Annotated in this window: 19 protein-coding genes; 16 read left to right on the plus strand and 3 right to left on the minus strand. The window is 63.6% G+C overall.

Annotation, left to right across the window (positions count from 1 at the left end):
- The first annotated feature begins 2 nt into the window (after positions 1-2).
- The 11 genes from rpsE (at position 3) to rplQ (ending at position 6,133) form a co-directional block, all read left to right on the plus strand.
- The gene (gene rpsE / locus MHZ91_RS26060) at positions 3-524 is read left to right on the plus strand and encodes a 30S ribosomal protein S5 (protein WP_008168987.1); all 522 of its coding nucleotides are present in this window, start codon (positions 3-5) and stop codon (positions 522-524) included.
- Positions 525-527: 3 nt separating this feature from the next.
- A complete protein-coding gene (gene rpmD, locus MHZ91_RS26065; protein WP_006216520.1) occupies positions 528-713 on the plus strand; it encodes a 50S ribosomal protein L30 in 186 nt (61 codons plus the stop codon).
- 9 nt (positions 714-722) lie between these two features.
- Positions 723-1,163: a 50S ribosomal protein L15 gene (gene rplO / locus MHZ91_RS26070; RefSeq protein ID WP_175124781.1), complete on the plus strand. Its 441-nt coding sequence runs from the start codon at positions 723-725 to the stop codon at positions 1,161-1,163.
- A 13-nt stretch (positions 1,164-1,176) separates the two neighbouring features.
- Positions 1,177-2,502 (plus strand): preprotein translocase subunit SecY, encoded by a 1,326-nt coding sequence (gene secY, locus MHZ91_RS26075; RefSeq protein ID WP_056327063.1) that lies wholly within the window; start codon positions 1,177-1,179, stop codon positions 2,500-2,502.
- Between the two features lie 8 nt (positions 2,503-2,510).
- On the plus strand, positions 2,511-2,729 hold the full coding sequence (gene infA, locus MHZ91_RS26080; protein ID WP_003806927.1) for a translation initiation factor IF-1: 219 nt from the start codon (positions 2,511-2,513) through the stop codon (positions 2,727-2,729).
- A gap of 34 nt (positions 2,730-2,763) precedes the next feature.
- Positions 2,764-2,877: a 50S ribosomal protein L36 gene (rpmJ, locus tag MHZ91_RS26085; protein WP_003806928.1), complete on the plus strand. Its 114-nt coding sequence runs from the start codon at positions 2,764-2,766 to the stop codon at positions 2,875-2,877.
- Positions 2,878-2,920: 43 nt separating this feature from the next.
- Entirely contained in the window at positions 2,921-3,286 is a 366-nt protein-coding gene (gene rpsM / locus MHZ91_RS26090) for a 30S ribosomal protein S13 (RefSeq protein ID WP_008168996.1), read from the plus strand.
- 15 nt (positions 3,287-3,301) lie between these two features.
- On the plus strand, positions 3,302-3,703 hold the full coding sequence (gene rpsK / locus MHZ91_RS26095) for a 30S ribosomal protein S11 (RefSeq protein WP_006216516.1): 402 nt from the start codon (positions 3,302-3,304) through the stop codon (positions 3,701-3,703).
- A gap of 11 nt (positions 3,704-3,714) precedes the next feature.
- On the plus strand, positions 3,715-4,338 hold the full coding sequence (gene rpsD, locus MHZ91_RS26100; RefSeq protein ID WP_175124780.1) for a 30S ribosomal protein S4: 624 nt from the start codon (positions 3,715-3,717) through the stop codon (positions 4,336-4,338).
- Positions 4,339-4,567: 229 nt separating this feature from the next.
- On the plus strand, positions 4,568-5,554 hold the full coding sequence (gene rpoA, locus MHZ91_RS26105) for a DNA-directed RNA polymerase subunit alpha (protein WP_008169002.1): 987 nt from the start codon (positions 4,568-4,570) through the stop codon (positions 5,552-5,554).
- 186 nt (positions 5,555-5,740) lie between these two features.
- A complete protein-coding gene (gene rplQ / locus MHZ91_RS26110) occupies positions 5,741-6,133 on the plus strand; it encodes a 50S ribosomal protein L17 (protein WP_006389635.1) in 393 nt (130 codons plus the stop codon).
- Between the two features lie 106 nt (positions 6,134-6,239).
- On the opposite strand, the gene MHZ91_RS26115 is transcribed toward rplQ, so the two are convergent.
- Entirely contained in the window at positions 6,240-6,704 is a 465-nt protein-coding gene (locus MHZ91_RS26115) for an HIT family protein (protein WP_175124779.1), read from the minus strand.
- Positions 6,705-6,826: 122 nt separating this feature from the next.
- Between MHZ91_RS26115 and cutA the strand changes: the two genes are divergently transcribed.
- From cutA to MHZ91_RS26130, 3 genes are all read left to right on the plus strand, one after another.
- Positions 6,827-7,174 (plus strand): divalent-cation tolerance protein CutA, encoded by a 348-nt coding sequence (gene cutA, locus MHZ91_RS26120; protein WP_175136921.1) that lies wholly within the window; start codon positions 6,827-6,829, stop codon positions 7,172-7,174.
- Positions 7,174-9,069 (plus strand): protein-disulfide reductase DsbD, encoded by a 1,896-nt coding sequence (gene dsbD / locus MHZ91_RS26125; protein ID WP_370647878.1) that lies wholly within the window; start codon positions 7,174-7,176, stop codon positions 9,067-9,069. The genes cutA and dsbD overlap by 1 nt, the downstream gene beginning before the upstream one ends.
- A gap of 205 nt (positions 9,070-9,274) precedes the next feature.
- Positions 9,275-10,156 (plus strand): DMT family transporter, encoded by an 882-nt coding sequence (locus MHZ91_RS26130; protein WP_175124858.1) that lies wholly within the window; start codon positions 9,275-9,277, stop codon positions 10,154-10,156.
- 79 nt (positions 10,157-10,235) lie between these two features.
- Here the strand turns inward: MHZ91_RS26130 and hemB are convergent, their stop codons facing one another.
- Together hemB and yihA are read right to left on the minus strand one after the other, a co-directional pair.
- Positions 10,236-11,252: a porphobilinogen synthase gene (hemB, locus tag MHZ91_RS26135; protein WP_239216356.1), complete on the minus strand. Its 1,017-nt coding sequence runs from the start codon at positions 11,250-11,252 to the stop codon at positions 10,236-10,238.
- Positions 11,249-11,872 carry a ribosome biogenesis GTP-binding protein YihA/YsxC gene (gene yihA / locus MHZ91_RS26140; protein ID WP_056571052.1) on the minus strand — a complete coding sequence of 208 codons (624 nt, stop codon included), beginning with the start codon at positions 11,870-11,872 and terminating at the stop codon, positions 11,249-11,251. Before yihA ends, hemB begins: the two co-directional genes overlap by 4 nt.
- Positions 11,873-12,136: 264 nt before the next feature.
- Between yihA and MHZ91_RS26145 the strand changes: the two genes are divergently transcribed.
- The gene (locus MHZ91_RS26145) at positions 12,137-12,838 is read left to right on the plus strand and encodes a cytochrome c (protein WP_175124857.1); all 702 of its coding nucleotides are present in this window, start codon (positions 12,137-12,139) and stop codon (positions 12,836-12,838) included.
- A 120-nt stretch (positions 12,839-12,958) separates the two neighbouring features.
- A complete protein-coding gene (locus MHZ91_RS26150; protein ID WP_175124775.1) occupies positions 12,959-15,040 on the plus strand; it encodes a cytochrome c biogenesis protein ResB in 2,082 nt (693 codons plus the stop codon).
- Positions 15,041-15,045: the final 5 nt, after the last annotated feature.

Raw genomic sequence — 15,045 nt, forward strand, 5'->3', positions numbered from 1 at the left:
AAATGGCTAAAGTACAAGGCAAGAACGCCGCGGAAAAAGAGAACGATGACGGCCTCCGCGAAAAGATGATCGCGGTCAACCGCGTGAGCAAAGTGGTCAAGGGTGGTCGCACCATGAGCTTTGCCGCGCTGACCGTGGTTGGCGATGGCGATGGCCGCATCGGCATGGGTAAGGGCAAGGCGCGTGAAGTGCCGGTGTCCGTTCAGAAGGCTATGGAACAGGCCCGTCGCGGCATGTTCAAGGTCGCTCTGAAGAACGGCACGCTGCACCACACCGTGGTCGGCAAGCATGGCGCCGCTACCGTGCTGATTTCGCCCGCTGCTGAAGGTACTGGCGTTATCGCCGGCGGCCCGATGCGCGCTATTTTCGAAGTGATGGGTGTGCGTAACGTGGTTGCCAAGAGCCTGGGCTCGAGCAACCCCTACAACATGGTTCGCGCCACGTTGAACGGCCTGCGCGCCTCCCTGACCCCGGCCGATGTTGCTGCCAAGCGCGGCAAGACGGTCGAAGAGATCCTGGGGTAAATCATGGCTCAGAAGCAGATCAAAGTGACCCTCGTGCGCTCGGTGATCGGTACCAAGCAATCGCACCGTGATACGGTTCGCGGTTTGGGCTTGGGCCGCATCAACAGCAGCCGCGTGCTGGTCGATACGCCCGAGGTGCGTGGGATGATCCGTAAGGTGGATTATCTCGTTTCCGTCTCGGAAGCCTAAGGAATCACCATGTCGGATATGCAACTTAATACGCTGAAGCCCGCCGAGGGCTCCAAGCACGCCAAGCGCCGCGTCGGCCGTGGCATCGGTTCGGGTCTGGGTAAGACCGCCGGCCGTGGTCACAAGGGTCAGAAGTCGCGCTCGGGCGGTTTCCACAAGGTTGGCTTCGAAGGCGGTCAAATGCCGCTGCAACGTCGCCTGCCCAAGCGTGGTTTCACCCCGCTGGGTCAACACCTGTATGCACAAGTTCTCTTGTCGGACCTCCAGGCCCTGCCCATCGATGACATCGATGTGCAAGCGCTGAAGGCGGCCGGCGTGATTGGCCAGGCGGTTCGTTACGCCAAGGTCATCAAGTCTGGTGAACTCTCGCGCAAGGTCGTGCTCAAGGGCATTACCGCGACGGCCGGCGCTCGCGCCGCCATCGAAGCCGCGGGCGGCTCGCTTGCTTGATCAGAGGTGACGAGTGGCTAACGCGCAGGCATTGGGCAAATCCGGAGCACGATACGGCGATCTGAAGCGCCGTCTGGTGTTCCTGGTGCTCGCCCTGGTGGTTTACCGTTTGGGTACACACATCCCGGTTCCGGGTATCAACCCGGACGCGCTGGCGGACTTGTTCCGTCAGAACCAGGGCGGGATCCTGGGCCTGTTCAACATGTTCTCGGGCGGAGCGCTCTCGCGTTTCTCGATTTTTGCCCTGGGGATCATGCCGTACATTTCGGCATCCATCATCATGCAGTTGATGTCGGTGGTGGTGCCGTCGCTGGAAGCGCTCAAGAAAGAGGGCGAATCCGGCCGTCGGAAGATTACCCAATACACCCGCTACGGCACGGTCGTGCTGGCGCTGGTGCAAGCCGTGGGCATTTCGGTGGCGTTGGAGTCTCAGCAGGGACTGGTGATCGATCCGGGCATGCTGTTCCGCTTCACGACCGTCGTGACTCTGGTCACTGGCACCATGTTCGTCATGTGGCTGGGTGAGCAGATCACGGAACGCGGTCTGGGCAACGGGATTTCCATCCTGATCTTCGCAGGTATCGTGGCGGGTCTTCCCGCGGCGCTGGCTGCACTGTTGGACCTGGTCCGCACCAACGCGATGTCTGTGCTTTCGGCACTGTTCATCGTGGCTCTGGTGGTGCTGGTTACCGCTTTTGTGGTGTTCGTGGAACGCGGACAGCGCAAGATCACGGTGAACTACGCCAAGCGTCAGGTCGGCAACAAGGTCTACGGTGGTCAAAGCTCGCATTTGCCGCTGAAGCTGAACATGGCAGGGGTGATTCCGCCGATCTTCGCGTCGTCGATCATTCTGTTCCCGGCCACGATCACGAGCTGGTTCTCCAGCAGCGAGAACATGCGCTGGCTTAGCGACCTGGCTGCGGCCCTGTCGCCTCGTCAACCGCTCTACATCACGCTGTACTCGGTCGCGATTATTTTCTTCTGCTTTTTCTACACGGCTCTGGTTTTCAACAGCCGCGAAACGGCGGACAACCTGAAGAAGAGTGGTGCGTTTGTTCCGGGCATCCGTCCGGGCGAGCAAACGGCGCGCTACATCGACAAGATCCTGATGCGTTTGACGCTCGCAGGTGCCATCTACATCACGTTGGTGTGCCTGTTGCCGGAATTCTTGGTGATGCGCTGGAACGTTCCCTTCTACTTCGGTGGTACGTCTCTGTTGATCATTGTGGTGGTGACGATGGATTTCATGGCGCAGGTTCAGGCCTACATGATGTCTCACCAGTACGACTCGTTGCTCAAGAAGGCCAACTTCAAGGGCGCGGGTTTGCCGATGCGGTAAGCAAAAGAATGTCCAAGGACGACGTCATTCAGATGCAAGGTGAGGTTCTTGAGAACCTCCCGAACGCGACATTTCGCGTCAAGCTCGAAAACGGCCACGTGGTGTTGGGCCATATTTCCGGCAAGATGCGTATGCATTACATCCGGATCCTGCCGGGTGACAAGGTCACAGTGGAGCTCACGCCCTATGACCTGACGCGAGCCAGGATTGTTTTCCGCTCCAAGTGAGCGAAACCGGATTACGGAAAATTAGGAGTCAACCATGAAAGTAATGGCATCGGTTAAGCGGATCTGCCGCAACTGCAAAGTTATCAAACGTCACGGCGTGGTGCGCGTTATCTGCACCGACCCGCGTCACAAGCAGCGTCAAGGCTAACTCGGGTTAGCGACTACGCAACGGATTTATTCAAGGAACAGTCATGGCCCGTATTGCTGGCATTAACATTCCGCCGCAACAGCACGCCGAGATCGGCCTGACCGCCATTTTTGGCATCGGTCGTACGCGCGCTCGCAAGATTTGCGAAGCGGCAAACGTACCCTTTGACAAAAAGGTCAAGGATCTGAGCGACGCTGAATTGGAACGCGTCCGCGAACATGTTGGTTTGTTCACGGTTGAAGGCGACCTGCGTCGTGAAGTACAGCTCTCGATCAAGCGTTTGATCGACCTGGGAACCTACCGCGGTATGCGTCACAAGCGCGGTTTGCCCGTGCGCGGCCAGCGCACTCGCACCAACGCCCGGACCCGTAAGGGCCCGCGTCGTGCTGCTGCGTCCCTGAAGAAATAATCGAGGAACAGGATTATGGCGAAAGCTTCCACCAGCGGCGCTTCGCGCGTGCGCAAAAAGGTCAAGAAGAACGTCTCGGACGGCATCGCGCACGTTCACGCTTCGTTCAACAACACCATCATCACCATCACCGATCGTCAGGGCAACGCACTGTCGTGGGCCACGTCGGGCGGTGCTGGCTTCAAGGGTTCGCGCAAGTCGACCCCGTTTGCCGCGCAGGTTGCCGCTGAAACGGCTGGCCGCGTTGCGCTCGAGTATGGCATCAAGACGCTGGAAGTCCGCATCAAGGGCCCCGGTCCTGGCCGCGAGTCGTCGGTCCGTGCGCTGAACGCGCTGGGCATCAAGATTTCGTCCATCGCCGACATCACGCCCGTTCCGCACAACGGCTGCCGTCCGCCGAAGCGTCGTCGTATCTAAAGGGAATCCACATGGCACGTTATATTGGACCCAAATGCAAGCTCTCGCGCCGCGAGGGTACTGACCTGTTCCTGAAGAGCGCCCGCCGCTCGCTGGATTCCAAGTGCAAGCTGGATTCCAAGCCTGGCCAACACGGCCGCACTTCGGGTGCCCGCACTTCCGACTACGGCCTGCAGCTGCGCGAAAAGCAAAAGCTGAAGCGCATGTACGGCGTGCTGGAAAAGCAATTCCGCAAGTACTTCGCGGAAGCCGAGCGTCGCCGTGGCAACACCGGCGAAACGCTGATCCAGCTGCTGGAATCGCGTCTGGACAACGTCGTCTACCGCATGGGCTTCGGCTCGACGCGCGCCGAAGCTCGCCAGCTGGTGAGCCACCGCGCCATCGAACTGAACGGCCACACGGCTGACATCGCTTCGATGCTGGTCAAGGCTGGCGACGTCGTCTCGGTTCGTGAAAAGGCCAAGAAGCAAGGCCGTATCAAGGAATCGCTCGACCTGGCCACCAGCATCGGCATCCCCCAGTGGGTGGAAGTCGACGCGGCCAAGCTGACCGGCACGTTCAAGTCGGCCCCCGATCGCGCTGACGTCGCTCGCGACATCAACGAATCGATGGTCGTCGAACTGTACTCGCGTTAATCACGCCTGCCGGCGCCTCCTTCGCAAGGTGCTGGCAAGCTGGTCACGCGACCCGGTTGACCCGTTAGCAAGTCCCGCAGCAGCCCGCTTTCGCCATTTGGTGGAGCGGGCTTTGCGGTAAGTATCGGGCAGCGTTTTTGCGCCGCCCATGGTTTGAGCATCAAGTCTCACCCTGTCCATCAGCCTTATCGGTGTAACGAGCCGAGGGTATTGAAAAGGAACACAGTAAATGTCCACTCAAGGTTTCCTGAAGCCGCGCTCCATTGAAGTCGAACCGGTCGGCACGCACCATGCCAAGATCGTGATGGAGCCGTTCGAGCGTGGCTACGGTCACACGCTGGGCAACGCCCTGCGCCGCATCCTGCTGTCTTCGATGACCGGCTACGCGCCGACCGAAGTCCAGATGACGGGCGTGGTGCATGAATACTCGACCATCCCGGGCGTTCGCGAAGATGTCGTCGACATCCTGCTGAACCTGAAGGGCGTGGTCTTCAAGCTGCACAACCGCGACGAAGTGACGCTGGTTCTGCGCAAGTCCGGCGCCGGCACGGTGCTGGCCAGCGACATCGAGCTGCCGCACGACGTCGAGATCATCAACCCCGGCCACGCCATCTGCAACCTGACGGAAGCAGGCAAGCTGGAAATGCAGATCAAGGTCGAAAAGGGCCGCGGCTACGTGCCGGGCAACGTGCGCGCGCTGTCGGAAGACCGCACCCACACCATCGGCCGCATCGTTCTGGACGCGTCGTTCAGCCCGGTCCGCCGCGTGAGCTACGCCGTTGAAAGCGCCCGCGTTGAACAACGCACCGACCTGGACAAGCTGGTCCTGGACATCGAAACCAACGGCGTGATCTCGCCCGAGGAAGCGGTGCGCCAGTCGGCCCGCATCCTGATGGACCAGATCTCGGTCTTCGCCGCCCTGGAAGGCGCTGGCGATTCGTACGAAGCCCCGGTCCGCGGCACGCCGCAGATCGACCCGGTGCTGCTGCGTCCGGTCGACGACCTGGAGCTGACGGTGCGTTCGGCCAACTGCCTGAAGGCCGAAAACATCTACTACATCGGCGACCTGATCCAGCGTACCGAAAACGAGCTGCTCAAGACCCCGAACCTGGGTCGCAAGTCGCTCAACGAGATCAAGGAAGTGCTGGCTGCACGTGGCCTGACCCTCGGCATGAAGCTCGAGAACTGGCCGCCCCTGGGCCTGGAGCGTCCGTAAGTCTTGAAAGGGTGCCGCCCCTGAAAAGGGGCGTCTCCCGCAGCGCCCGGCCTCACCGCCGGGCAGTTTGCGAAATCGTCGTAAAATGCCCCGTTTTCTACCGGACCGCAGCCTGATTGCAGGCTGATAGAAGAGCCGGCAACCCGATGGCGGAAACGCCTTCTTTAGATTCAAAGGAAACTTATCATGCGTCACGGTAATGGCTTGCGTAAGCTCAACCGCACCAGCAGTCACCGTCTTGCCATGTTCCGCAACATGGCCGTTTCGTTGATCACCCACGAAGCCATCAAGACCACGCTGCCGAAGGCGAAAGAATTGCGCCGCGTCATCGAACCCCTGATCACGCTGGGCAAGGAGCCCACGCTCGCGAACAAGCGTCTGGCTTTTGCCCGTCTGCGCGATCGCGATGCGGTTGTGAAGCTGTTTGCCGAAATCGGCCCGCGCTACGCGGCCCGTAACGGCGGCTACACCCGCGTGCTGAAGATGGGCTTCCGTCAAGGCGACAACGCTCCCATGGCTTTCATGGAACTGGTTGACCGTCCGGAAGTCGATGAAGCCGCTGAGGACAGCGCCGAGTAATTTCGGCAGCTAGATAAGCGACAAGGGCGGGTCTTCGGACCCGCCCTTGTTTTTTTGGGTAGCACGATCGGGCTCTGCGATTCGCGATGGGACGCGAATGCACCGATCAGGCGTTGCCCGCATCCTCGCGTTCGCGCCCGCCGCGCAACTGCCCCCGCAGCTCCGCGGCTGTGGCGGCCAACACATCCTGGGGCGGCTGAGGCGGCATCCTGAAAGTCAGGTCCTGCTGCTCGATGTATTGCGTGGACGTGACGTCCTGCGGGTGATGCATCGGAACGACATGGGCGTGCGCGTGCGCGACGTGGATGCCCGTGAACGCAAACCCCACGCGCTCGACGCCGTACAGGCGTTTCATCTGGCGGCCCAGCCGCTGGCCCAGGTTGACGATGCTGGCGGCCAGGTCAGCCGGCATGTCTTCGTAATAGGGATAGTGCTGCTTGGGAATGATGAGCGTATGCCCGGGGCGCACGGGCTGGATGTCGAGGAAGGCCAGCAGGCGATCGTCTTCGTGGATGACGTGCGCGGGAATCTCGTGACGGGCGATGCGGCAGAACAGGCAGTTGTCGGACATGCTTGCCTCGGCGTGTAAGAGGGCGGCGCGGCGGCCTGGCGCGCGGCGGTTCCGGGAAGGTGGCCGCAATACCGATAAAATACCGCGAGTTACATCCCACGCGGGTATCCCAAGGAGGCTCCATGTTGCGCGATGACGACGTCGTGCTGGTCATCAGCAATGCGCCGGACCTGTTGCTGGCCAAACGCATTGCGCACGTGCTCGTCGAAGACGGACTGGCCGCGTGCGTGAACCTCGGCGCGCCCGGGTTGTCCATCTACCTGTGGAACGGAGAGGTCGAAGGGACGGAAGAAATCCCCATCCAGATCAAGACGACCTACGCGCGGCATGCCGCCGTCGTGCAGGCCTTGTCGAAAATGCATCCCTACGACGTTCCCGAGATCATCGTGCTGCCGGTCATCGCCGGCGCAGCGCCATACCTGGACTGGGTGCGCGAGCAGACGGCCATTACGCAGAACAAGAGAAACTGATGTTGCAACTTGCCGGTACGGTCGGCGCGCGCGGACGCGCCGAGAGCGCGACCTCCCCCTTTTTCAGGCACTGCCTGATGCTGCTGGCGACGGCCATCCTGCTGTTCGGATGGCAGGCTGCCGCGCGCGCGGATACCGAGTTCCTGGAGCCTGAAAAGGCGTTCGTGTTCAGCGCCAACATGGCGTCCGCGGACACGCTGGAGCTGCACTACAAGGTCGCGCCCGGCTATTACATGTACCGCGAGCGCTTCGCCATTGCCATCAGCCCCGCCGATGCCACCACGTTGGGCGAGGCCGTTTATCCCAAGGGCGAGGTCAAGTACGACCCGACCTTTGAAAAGGACATGGAAGTCTTCCACAAGGACGTGACGATCCGCGTCCCGGTGGGAGCCGGCGGACAGCCGTTCACGCTGACGCTGACGGGCCAGGGCTGCGCGGATGCCGGCCTTTGCTATCCGCCGATGGACAGCACCGTGAAGCTCACGCCTGTGGCAGGTGGATATACGGTGGCGGGCACGGGGCTTGGCGGGGCGTTGGCGCCGCAAGCGGCTTCCGGCGGCTTGTCCGCGCTGGTCAATGCCGGAGACACGGGCCTGGCCGACGCGCTGGGTGGCCTGGGATGGATCAAGACGGCTGGCGTGTTTCTGGTGCTGGGCCTGTTGCTGGCTTTCACGCCGTGCGTTCTGCCCATGATCCCCATCCTGTCGTCCATCGTGCTGGGCGGCGCGCAGCAGGAGCGGCCTAGCCGCGGACGCGGATTGGCTTTGGCCGCCACCTACGTGCTGGGCATGTCGGTGGTGTACACCGCGCTGGGCGTGGCAGCCGGCCTGAGCGGCGCGGGACTCGCGGCCTGGTTGCAGACGCCGTGGATCCTGACCCTCTTTGCCATCCTGCTGACCGTGCTGGCGCTGGCGATGTTCGATGTATTCACGTTCCAGATGCCGTCGGGCGTGCAGGCGATGCTGTCCGAGCGCTCGTCGCGCGTGCCGGGCGGACGCTACACCGGCGCCCTGGTCATGGGCGCCTTGTCGGCGCTGATCGTCGGCCCGTGCGTGGCCGCGCCGCTGGCCGGCGCCTTGCTGTATATCTCGCAGACCGGGGACGTGGTCCTGGGCGGATCGGCGCTGTTTGCGATGGCATGGGGGATGGGCGTGCCGCTGTTGATCGTCGGCGCGTCGTCGTCCGCCTTGCTGCCCAAGGCCGGACCGTGGATGGATGGCGTCAAGCGGCTGTTCGGCATGCTGCTGCTGGCGACCGCGTGGTGGATGCTGATTCCCGTCGTGCCCACCTGGGTCCAGATGACGGGGTGGGCGTTCCTGGCTGTCGTGTCGGCCGTGATGCTGCGCGCCTTCGACGCCTTGCCGCAAGGCGCGGGCGCCGGACGCATGTTCGGCAAGGGCCTGGGCCTGTTGCTTGCCTTGGCGGCCGCGGCGTGGCTCGTCGGTGCGGCCAGTGGCGGGCGCGACGTGCTGCAGCCGCTGTCGCACTTGGCCGCGCGCGGCGATGCGCCGGCTGCCGGCGCCGCCGCGGCGGGCGAGGTCCATTTCACGCGTGTGCGCAGCAATGCCGAGCTGGACGCGCTGCTGGCGCAAAGCACCCGGCCGGTGATGCTGGACTTCTATGCGGAGTGGTGCGTGTCGTGCCGCGAGATGGAGCGCTTCACCTTCACGGATCCGGGCGTCGCGCAGCGCATGGCGGGCATGGTGCTGGTGCAGGCGGATGTGACCGCGAACAATGCCGACGACCGCGCGCTGCTCAAGCGCTTCCGGCTGTTCGGCCCGCCGGGCATCATGTTCTTCGAGCCGGGCGGTAAGGAAATCGCGGATGCGCGCGTAGTGGGCTTTCAGGACGCAAAGCGCTTCACGGAATCGCTGGACCGCGTGCTCGTGCGTTGAGGGACGAGCACGCTGGCGGCGGGGCATGCGCCAGCGTCTGATGCGCGCAACGCGACGACGCTTGCGTTGAATCAAGAAAGGGCGCGATATACCATGATCGCTTCGCTGCTCGCGCGGCGCATCCCACTCCCTCCAGGCCGGCGCCGTGACGTCCCCCACCGTTGATGCAAGTCAGGACCGGAACGGTCTGATTTATCTTCAATTGATGTTCGTCATGGCCACGTGGGGCCTGAACATCGTCTCCATCAAGTATCTGACCCAGCATATGGACATCCAGGCGCTCGCCGCCGTTCGGATCGTCATTGCGTTCATTACCGTCACCCTCATCATCAAGGCGCGCGGCGGCCGTATCCCCAAGTTGGGTAGCGCGCAGCTGGGCTGGGTGGCGCTTGCCGGCTTTCTGGTGGTGTATGCGCACCAGGTGGCGTTGGTGTCGGGTTTGCGAGTGTCGTCGGCGGCCAATGGCACGCTGATCATGGCCACCAGCCCGTTGCTGTCCGCCTTTCTTGCCGCCATCTTCTACCGTGAAAAACTCACGGCGACCCGCATTGCCGGCGCGCTGCTCGGCCTCCTGGGCGTCGGCATGGTGGTGGTGGGCAGCGGCGCGCAGCTCGGGTTGACCGGCTGGGGCGATGCCGTGGTGTTCGTGGCCGTGCTGGTGTTCGTGTTTGGCGGCCTCGTCATCCAGCGGATGTCACGCATGATGGATCCGCTGGGGATGCTCTGGTACATGTACCTGGCCGGCGGCGTGATGCTGGTGGGACATGCCGCGCTGACGCCGTCGTCGTACCACGCTGAGACGTGGCAGATGGCATGGTGGCCTTGGGCGGTGCTGATGTTTTCGGCGGTGGTCGCGTCCGGTATCAGCAACATCGTGTGGAACGCGGGCATCGCGCGGCTGGGGATCAGCCGCGCCGCGCTGTTCGTGAACTGGCTGCCGATCTTCGGGCTGCTGTTCGCGGCCCTGTTCCTGGACGAGCACGTCACGCTGACGCATGTCGTCGGTCTGGGCTGTGTGCTGGGCGGGACGTGGCTGGGGCTGCGCCGCGGCGCGCAGCCGGCGCGGGCTGCCGCCGCAAAGGCTTGATGGCGGGGGATTGCCGGCGTCCTGGCCGGCGGGAGGCGCCGAGCGCAGACGGCCAAAGCCGCCGCGCCCGGAGGTCTTTCTAGCGCTGGTTTTTCAGCAGCTTGGCCGCTTCGATGGCGAAGTACGTCAGGATGCCGTCGGCGCCGGCGCGCTTGAAGGCCAGCAGCGCTTCCATCATGACCTTGTCGTGATCCAGCCAACCATTGGCGGCGGCCGCCTTGATCATGGCGTATTCGCCGCTGACCTGGTAGGCGAAGGTCGGCACGCGGAACGTGTCCTTGACCCGGCGCAGCACGTCCAGGTAAGGCATGCCCGGCTTGACCATCACCATGTCGGCGCCTTCCTGCAGGTCGCCGGCCACTTCACGCAGCGCCTCGTCGATGTTGCCCGGATCCATCTGGTAGGCCATCTTGTTGGACTTGCCCAGATTGGTGGCCGAGCCCACGGCATCGCGGAAGGGGCCGTAGAACGCGCTGGCGTACTTGGCCGAATACGCCATGATGCGCGTATGGATGTGGCCATTGGCCTCGAGCGCGCGACGCACCGCGCCGATGCGGCCGTCCATCATGTCGCTGGGGGCGACCATGTCGACGCCGGCTTCGGCCTGCGTGAGCGCCTGCTTGACCAGGATCTCGACGGTGGGTTCGTTGACCACGTAGCCGTCCGCATCGATGACGCCGTCCTGGCCGTGGCTGGTGTACGGGTCCAACGCCACATCGCACAACACGCCCAGTTCCGGGAAACGCGACTTCAGCTCGCGGACCACGCGCGGGATCAGGCCGTCGGGATTGGTGGCTTCGATGCCGTCCGGGGTCTTCAGCGACGGGTCGATGGCGGGAAAGAGCGACAGCACGGGGATGCCCAGCGCCACGCATTCCTCGGCCACCGGCAGCAGCGTGTCCAGCGAATAGCGGACCACGCCGGGCAGGGACGCCACGGCCTGCCGCAGGCCAGAGCCCTCGGCCACGAAGACGGGGTAGATCAGGTCATTGACCGTCAGTGCGTTCTCGCGCACCAGACGGCGGGTGAAGTCGTCGCGGCGCAGGCGGCGGGGGCGGGAAACCGGAAACTCAGGGGTGATGATCTGCGGGTTCATGGTACGACCTTGGGGGAAATCCAATTTTCGATGTGGGCGCCGGCTTCTTCCAGGCCGATGCGCTCGGGCGCCGAGAAGGGAATCGTGTGCAGCGCGCCGATGTCGGCCAGGTCCTTGCGGACCGAGAACACGGTGCGCATGCGCTGACCGTACGGCAGCTTGTCGGCCTTGGTCAGCAGCGCCAGCACCGGGCGGCCGGTGGGTGCAATGAAGTTCGCCAGACGCCGGTCCAGTTCTGTCACGCCGCGGCGGATGTCGATGAGCAGCACGATGCCGACGAGCGACTCACGGTCGCGCAGGTAGCCGCCCAGGATGTCCGCCCACTTTTCCTTCTCGTTGCGGGCCACGGACGCATAGCCGTAGCCGGGCAGGTCGACCAGATAGCCGATGTGGGCTTCCGGGTCCAGCGGGTCCGGCAGGCCGAACATGTTGATCAGGCGCGTGCGGCCCGGCGTCTTGCTGGAGAACGCAAGACGGCGCTGGTTGCACAGCACGTTGATGGACGTGGACTTGCCGGCGTTGGAGCGGCCGACAAAGCAGACCTCGGGAGCGCCGGCGGGCGGCAACTGGTCGAGGCGAGCCGCGGAAGTGAGGAAGGAGGCGCGATGTAGGAGGGACACGGATGGCTTTCGATACGGTTGGTTTCGAGCCCTATTGTATAATCCGGCGTTTGCTACAGTGGTCCCCGTGCGCGGAGCCGTCTTTTTTGCTTACTGTTTAGCTGTCATCCAGCCGATAAAAGCCCCTTTCGGGCAGCGCTGACGCAGCTTCGCAGAAAGATCGCAAGCAGGACAAGCAAAACAGGTTCGATACGGTTTTACTGCGAGTGCGGGCAGGCGTGGGCGCCTTTTTGCGCCTTGATCGATGTGATCGTCGAGGTCTTCATGAAGCGTGTGCTGTCCCGGATGTTGGTTGCGAGCGGGCTGTTGCTCGGCGCCTCCGCCCTCTCTGCTACGAGTTTCGCCGCCAATGGCGCTGCGGGCCCGGCCAAACCAGATGCCGCCAAGGGCGGTCAGCTGTTTGACCAAGGCGACGCGGCCCGCGGCATCATTGCCTGTGCCTCCTGTCACGGCGCGGCGGGTAACAGCACCATTCCGGTGAACCCGAACCTGGCCGCGCAGCCGCACGAATACTTGGCCAAGCAGCTTGCCGACTTCAAGGTGAAGGAAGGCGCCAAAGCGCCTGTTCGCAACGGCCCGGGCGGCAATCCCAGCCCCATGACCGTCATGGTGCAGAACCTGACGCCGGCCGACATGCAGAACATCGCGCTGTACCTGGCAACGCAGCCGCTCAAAGAGCCCGCCACGGCTGGCCATGAGAACCTGGTTGAGCTAGGTCAAAAGATCTGGCGTGGCGGTTTGCCAGACCGCAACGTCCCGGCTTGCGCGGCATGCCATTCTGCCAATGGCGCCGGGATTCCCGGTCAGTACCCCCGTCTGTCGGGCCAGTTCCCCGTGTACATCGAAGAGCAACTGAAGCTTTTCCGTAGCGGCGACCGCAAGAACGACGTCATGCATGCCATCGCGGACCGCATGTCGGATGCCGACATCAAGGCGGTGTCGGATTACGCGGCCGGCCTTCGGTAGAACGATCGGCCGCAACGTGCGCGGCCGGTCCGCGTTGATGCAACTTGCGCGTGCCGGAACCTCGTTCCGTCATGCACTGTCTATGAGGGGGGTAGCCGATAGCGCGGCCCCCCTTTTTTCATGAATTCGACTCGAACCCACTCCCGCCCCTCTTTGCGCAGCCTGCCAGGCGATCTCTTTGAACTTCTGGGTTCGATGCGTTTTGCCGTCAGCCTGCTGATGTTCATCTGCGTGGCCAGCCTGGTGGGGACGGTGCTGCAGCAGAACCGCTCGTCCAACAACTACATCGACCAGTTCGGCCCGTTCTGGTTTGAAGTGTTCGACAAGTTCTCCATCTGGCACGTCTACAACAGCTGGTGGTTCCTGCTGATCATGGGCTTTCTGGTCGTGTCGACCTCGGTGTGCCTGATCCGCAATGCGCCCAAGATGCTGCGCGACGCCCGGTCGTTCCGCGAGCACGTGCGCGAGGGCAGCTTGCGCGCATTCCCGCATCGCGTGGAAACCACCGAGCCCACCGGCGTGCCGCAGACCGTGACCGGCCTGAAGGCGCTGCTGGGCCGCATGGGGTATGCGGTGCGCGTGCGCGAGGACCAGGATGGCGTCCTGCTGGCCGCCAAGAAGGGCAGCGCGAACCGCCTGGGTTATGTGTTCGCCCACGCGGCCATGGTCATCATCTGTATCGGCGGCCTGCTCGACAGCGAGTTGCCGGTGCGCCTGCAGGTCATGTTCGGCGGCAAGCAGCCCATCGTCGACAACATGCTGATCTCCGAAGTGCCGGAAAGCGGCCGCCTGTCGGTCAACAACCCGAGCTTTCGCGCCAGCGTCCTAGTGCCCGAGGGCGGCCAGGCCAGCACCGCGGTCGTGATGGTGGGTGACGGCGCCCTGGTGCAGCCGATGCCCTTCACGCTCAAGCTCAAGAAGTTCGTCGTCGACTATTACTCCACCGGTATGCCCAGCCGCTTCGCCAGCGAAGTCGAGGTCACGGACCCGGACACCGGCAAGACCTTCGATTCCACCATCGAGGTCAACGAACCGCTGCGCTTCAAGGGCATGACGGTCTATCAATCCAGCTTTGACGATGGCGGCAGCACGGTCGCGCTCAAGGGTTATCCGCTGGTGGGCGCCAACGACGCCACGTTCTCGGTCGATGGCACGGTCGGCAAGACCAGCGAGCTCACCGCGCAGACGGCCAAGGGCCCGCGCAGCATGGGCATTGAGATCACGGCCATGCGTCCCATCAACGTCGAGGACCTGACCCGCGGTGACCCCAAGGGCGCCGACCAGAGCTTTGCCGAACACGTGGCATCGGTTGCCGGCAGCGCTGCCGGCAAGAAGAACGAGAACCTGCGCAACGTCGGGCCCAGCGTCGAGTACAAGCTGATCGACGATGCGGGCCAGGCGCACGAATTCCAGAACTACATGCTGCCCGTCGAGCTGGACGGCGCGGCCGTGTTCCTGGCCGGCGTGCGCAACAACGCGTCCGAGCCGTTCCGCTATCTGCGCATTCCGGCCGACGACGACAGCACCATCGCTGAATTCATGCGCCTGCGCGCCACCCTGGCCGATCCGGCCGCGCGCAAGGAAGCCGCCCGCCGCTTTGCCGAACGCAACAGCCCATCGGGCGCGGACCGCCAACCGCTGGAAACCGCGGCAGAGCGCGCGCTGGACACCTTTGCCGCCGGCGGCCTGCAGGCCGTCGCGGCTTTCCTGCAAGCCAATACGCCGGCCCCGGATCTTGAGCGCGCGGCCGATGTCGTGATCCGCCTGATCGGCGCCAGCATGAACGAATTGCGCGCCATCGCGCGCGAACGCGCGGGTCAGCCGCCCGTGCCCGTCGAGGGCCAGGAGGGCGAACGTGCGGCGGTGTGGTCGCGCCTGGCAGTGGCGGCGCTGTCCGACCTGACCGTCTATCCCGCGCCGGTGTTCCTGTCGCTGGCCGACTTCAATCACGTGCAGGCCAGCGTGTTCCAGGTCAGCCGCACGCCGGGCAAAAACACGGTCTACCTGGGCAGCCTGCTGCTGGTCCTGGGCGTGTTCTCCATGTTCTACATTCGCGATCGTCGTGTCTGGATCTGGGTCAAGCCGCAAGGCGGCGGCAGCAGCGTCCTGGCGGCCATGACGTCTCAGAAGCGTACACTTGACTTCAATCAAGAGTTTGAACGCTTCAAGCAGGCGCTGCTGCGCCAGAAAAAAGGGTCCTGAGGTTA

This window comes from Achromobacter sp. ACRQX (genome assembly GCF_022346505.1).
Lineage (GTDB): Bacteria > Pseudomonadota > Gammaproteobacteria > Burkholderiales > Burkholderiaceae_B > Achromobacter > Achromobacter animicus.

Bases quoted from the DNA above. Each gene is read 5' to 3' on its own strand.
- rpsE (WP_008168987.1), top strand. From the start codon at position 3: ATGGCTAAAGTACAAGGCAAGAACGCCGCGGAAAAAGAGAACGATGAC.
- rpmD (WP_006216520.1), top strand. From the start codon at position 528: ATGGCTCAGAAGCAGATCAAAGTGACCCTCGTGCGCTCGGTGATCGGT.
- rplO (WP_175124781.1), top strand. From the start codon at position 723: ATGTCGGATATGCAACTTAATACGCTGAAGCCCGCCGAGGGCTCCAAG.
- infA (WP_003806927.1), top strand. From the start codon at position 2,511: ATGTCCAAGGACGACGTCATTCAGATGCAAGGTGAGGTTCTTGAGAAC.
- rpmJ (WP_003806928.1), top strand. From the start codon at position 2,764: ATGAAAGTAATGGCATCGGTTAAGCGGATCTGCCGCAACTGCAAAGTT.
- rpsM (WP_008168996.1), top strand. From the start codon at position 2,921: ATGGCCCGTATTGCTGGCATTAACATTCCGCCGCAACAGCACGCCGAG.
- rpsK (WP_006216516.1), top strand. From the start codon at position 3,302: ATGGCGAAAGCTTCCACCAGCGGCGCTTCGCGCGTGCGCAAAAAGGTC.
- rpsD (WP_175124780.1), top strand. From the start codon at position 3,715: ATGGCACGTTATATTGGACCCAAATGCAAGCTCTCGCGCCGCGAGGGT.
- rpoA (WP_008169002.1), top strand. From the start codon at position 4,568: ATGTCCACTCAAGGTTTCCTGAAGCCGCGCTCCATTGAAGTCGAACCG.
- rplQ (WP_006389635.1), top strand. From the start codon at position 5,741: ATGCGTCACGGTAATGGCTTGCGTAAGCTCAACCGCACCAGCAGTCAC.
- MHZ91_RS26115 (WP_175124779.1), bottom strand. From the start codon at position 6,704: ATGTCCGACAACTGCCTGTTCTGCCGCATCGCCCGTCACGAGATTCCC.
- cutA (WP_175136921.1), top strand. From the start codon at position 6,827: ATGTTGCGCGATGACGACGTCGTGCTGGTCATCAGCAATGCGCCGGAC.
- dsbD (WP_370647878.1), top strand. From the start codon at position 7,174: ATGTTGCAACTTGCCGGTACGGTCGGCGCGCGCGGACGCGCCGAGAGC.
- MHZ91_RS26130 (WP_175124858.1), top strand. From the start codon at position 9,275: ATGTTCGTCATGGCCACGTGGGGCCTGAACATCGTCTCCATCAAGTAT.
- hemB (WP_239216356.1), bottom strand. From the start codon at position 11,252: ATGAACCCGCAGATCATCACCCCTGAGTTTCCGGTTTCCCGCCCCCGC.
- MHZ91_RS26145 (WP_175124857.1), top strand. From the start codon at position 12,137: ATGAAGCGTGTGCTGTCCCGGATGTTGGTTGCGAGCGGGCTGTTGCTC.
- MHZ91_RS26150 (WP_175124775.1), top strand. From the start codon at position 12,959: ATGAATTCGACTCGAACCCACTCCCGCCCCTCTTTGCGCAGCCTGCCA.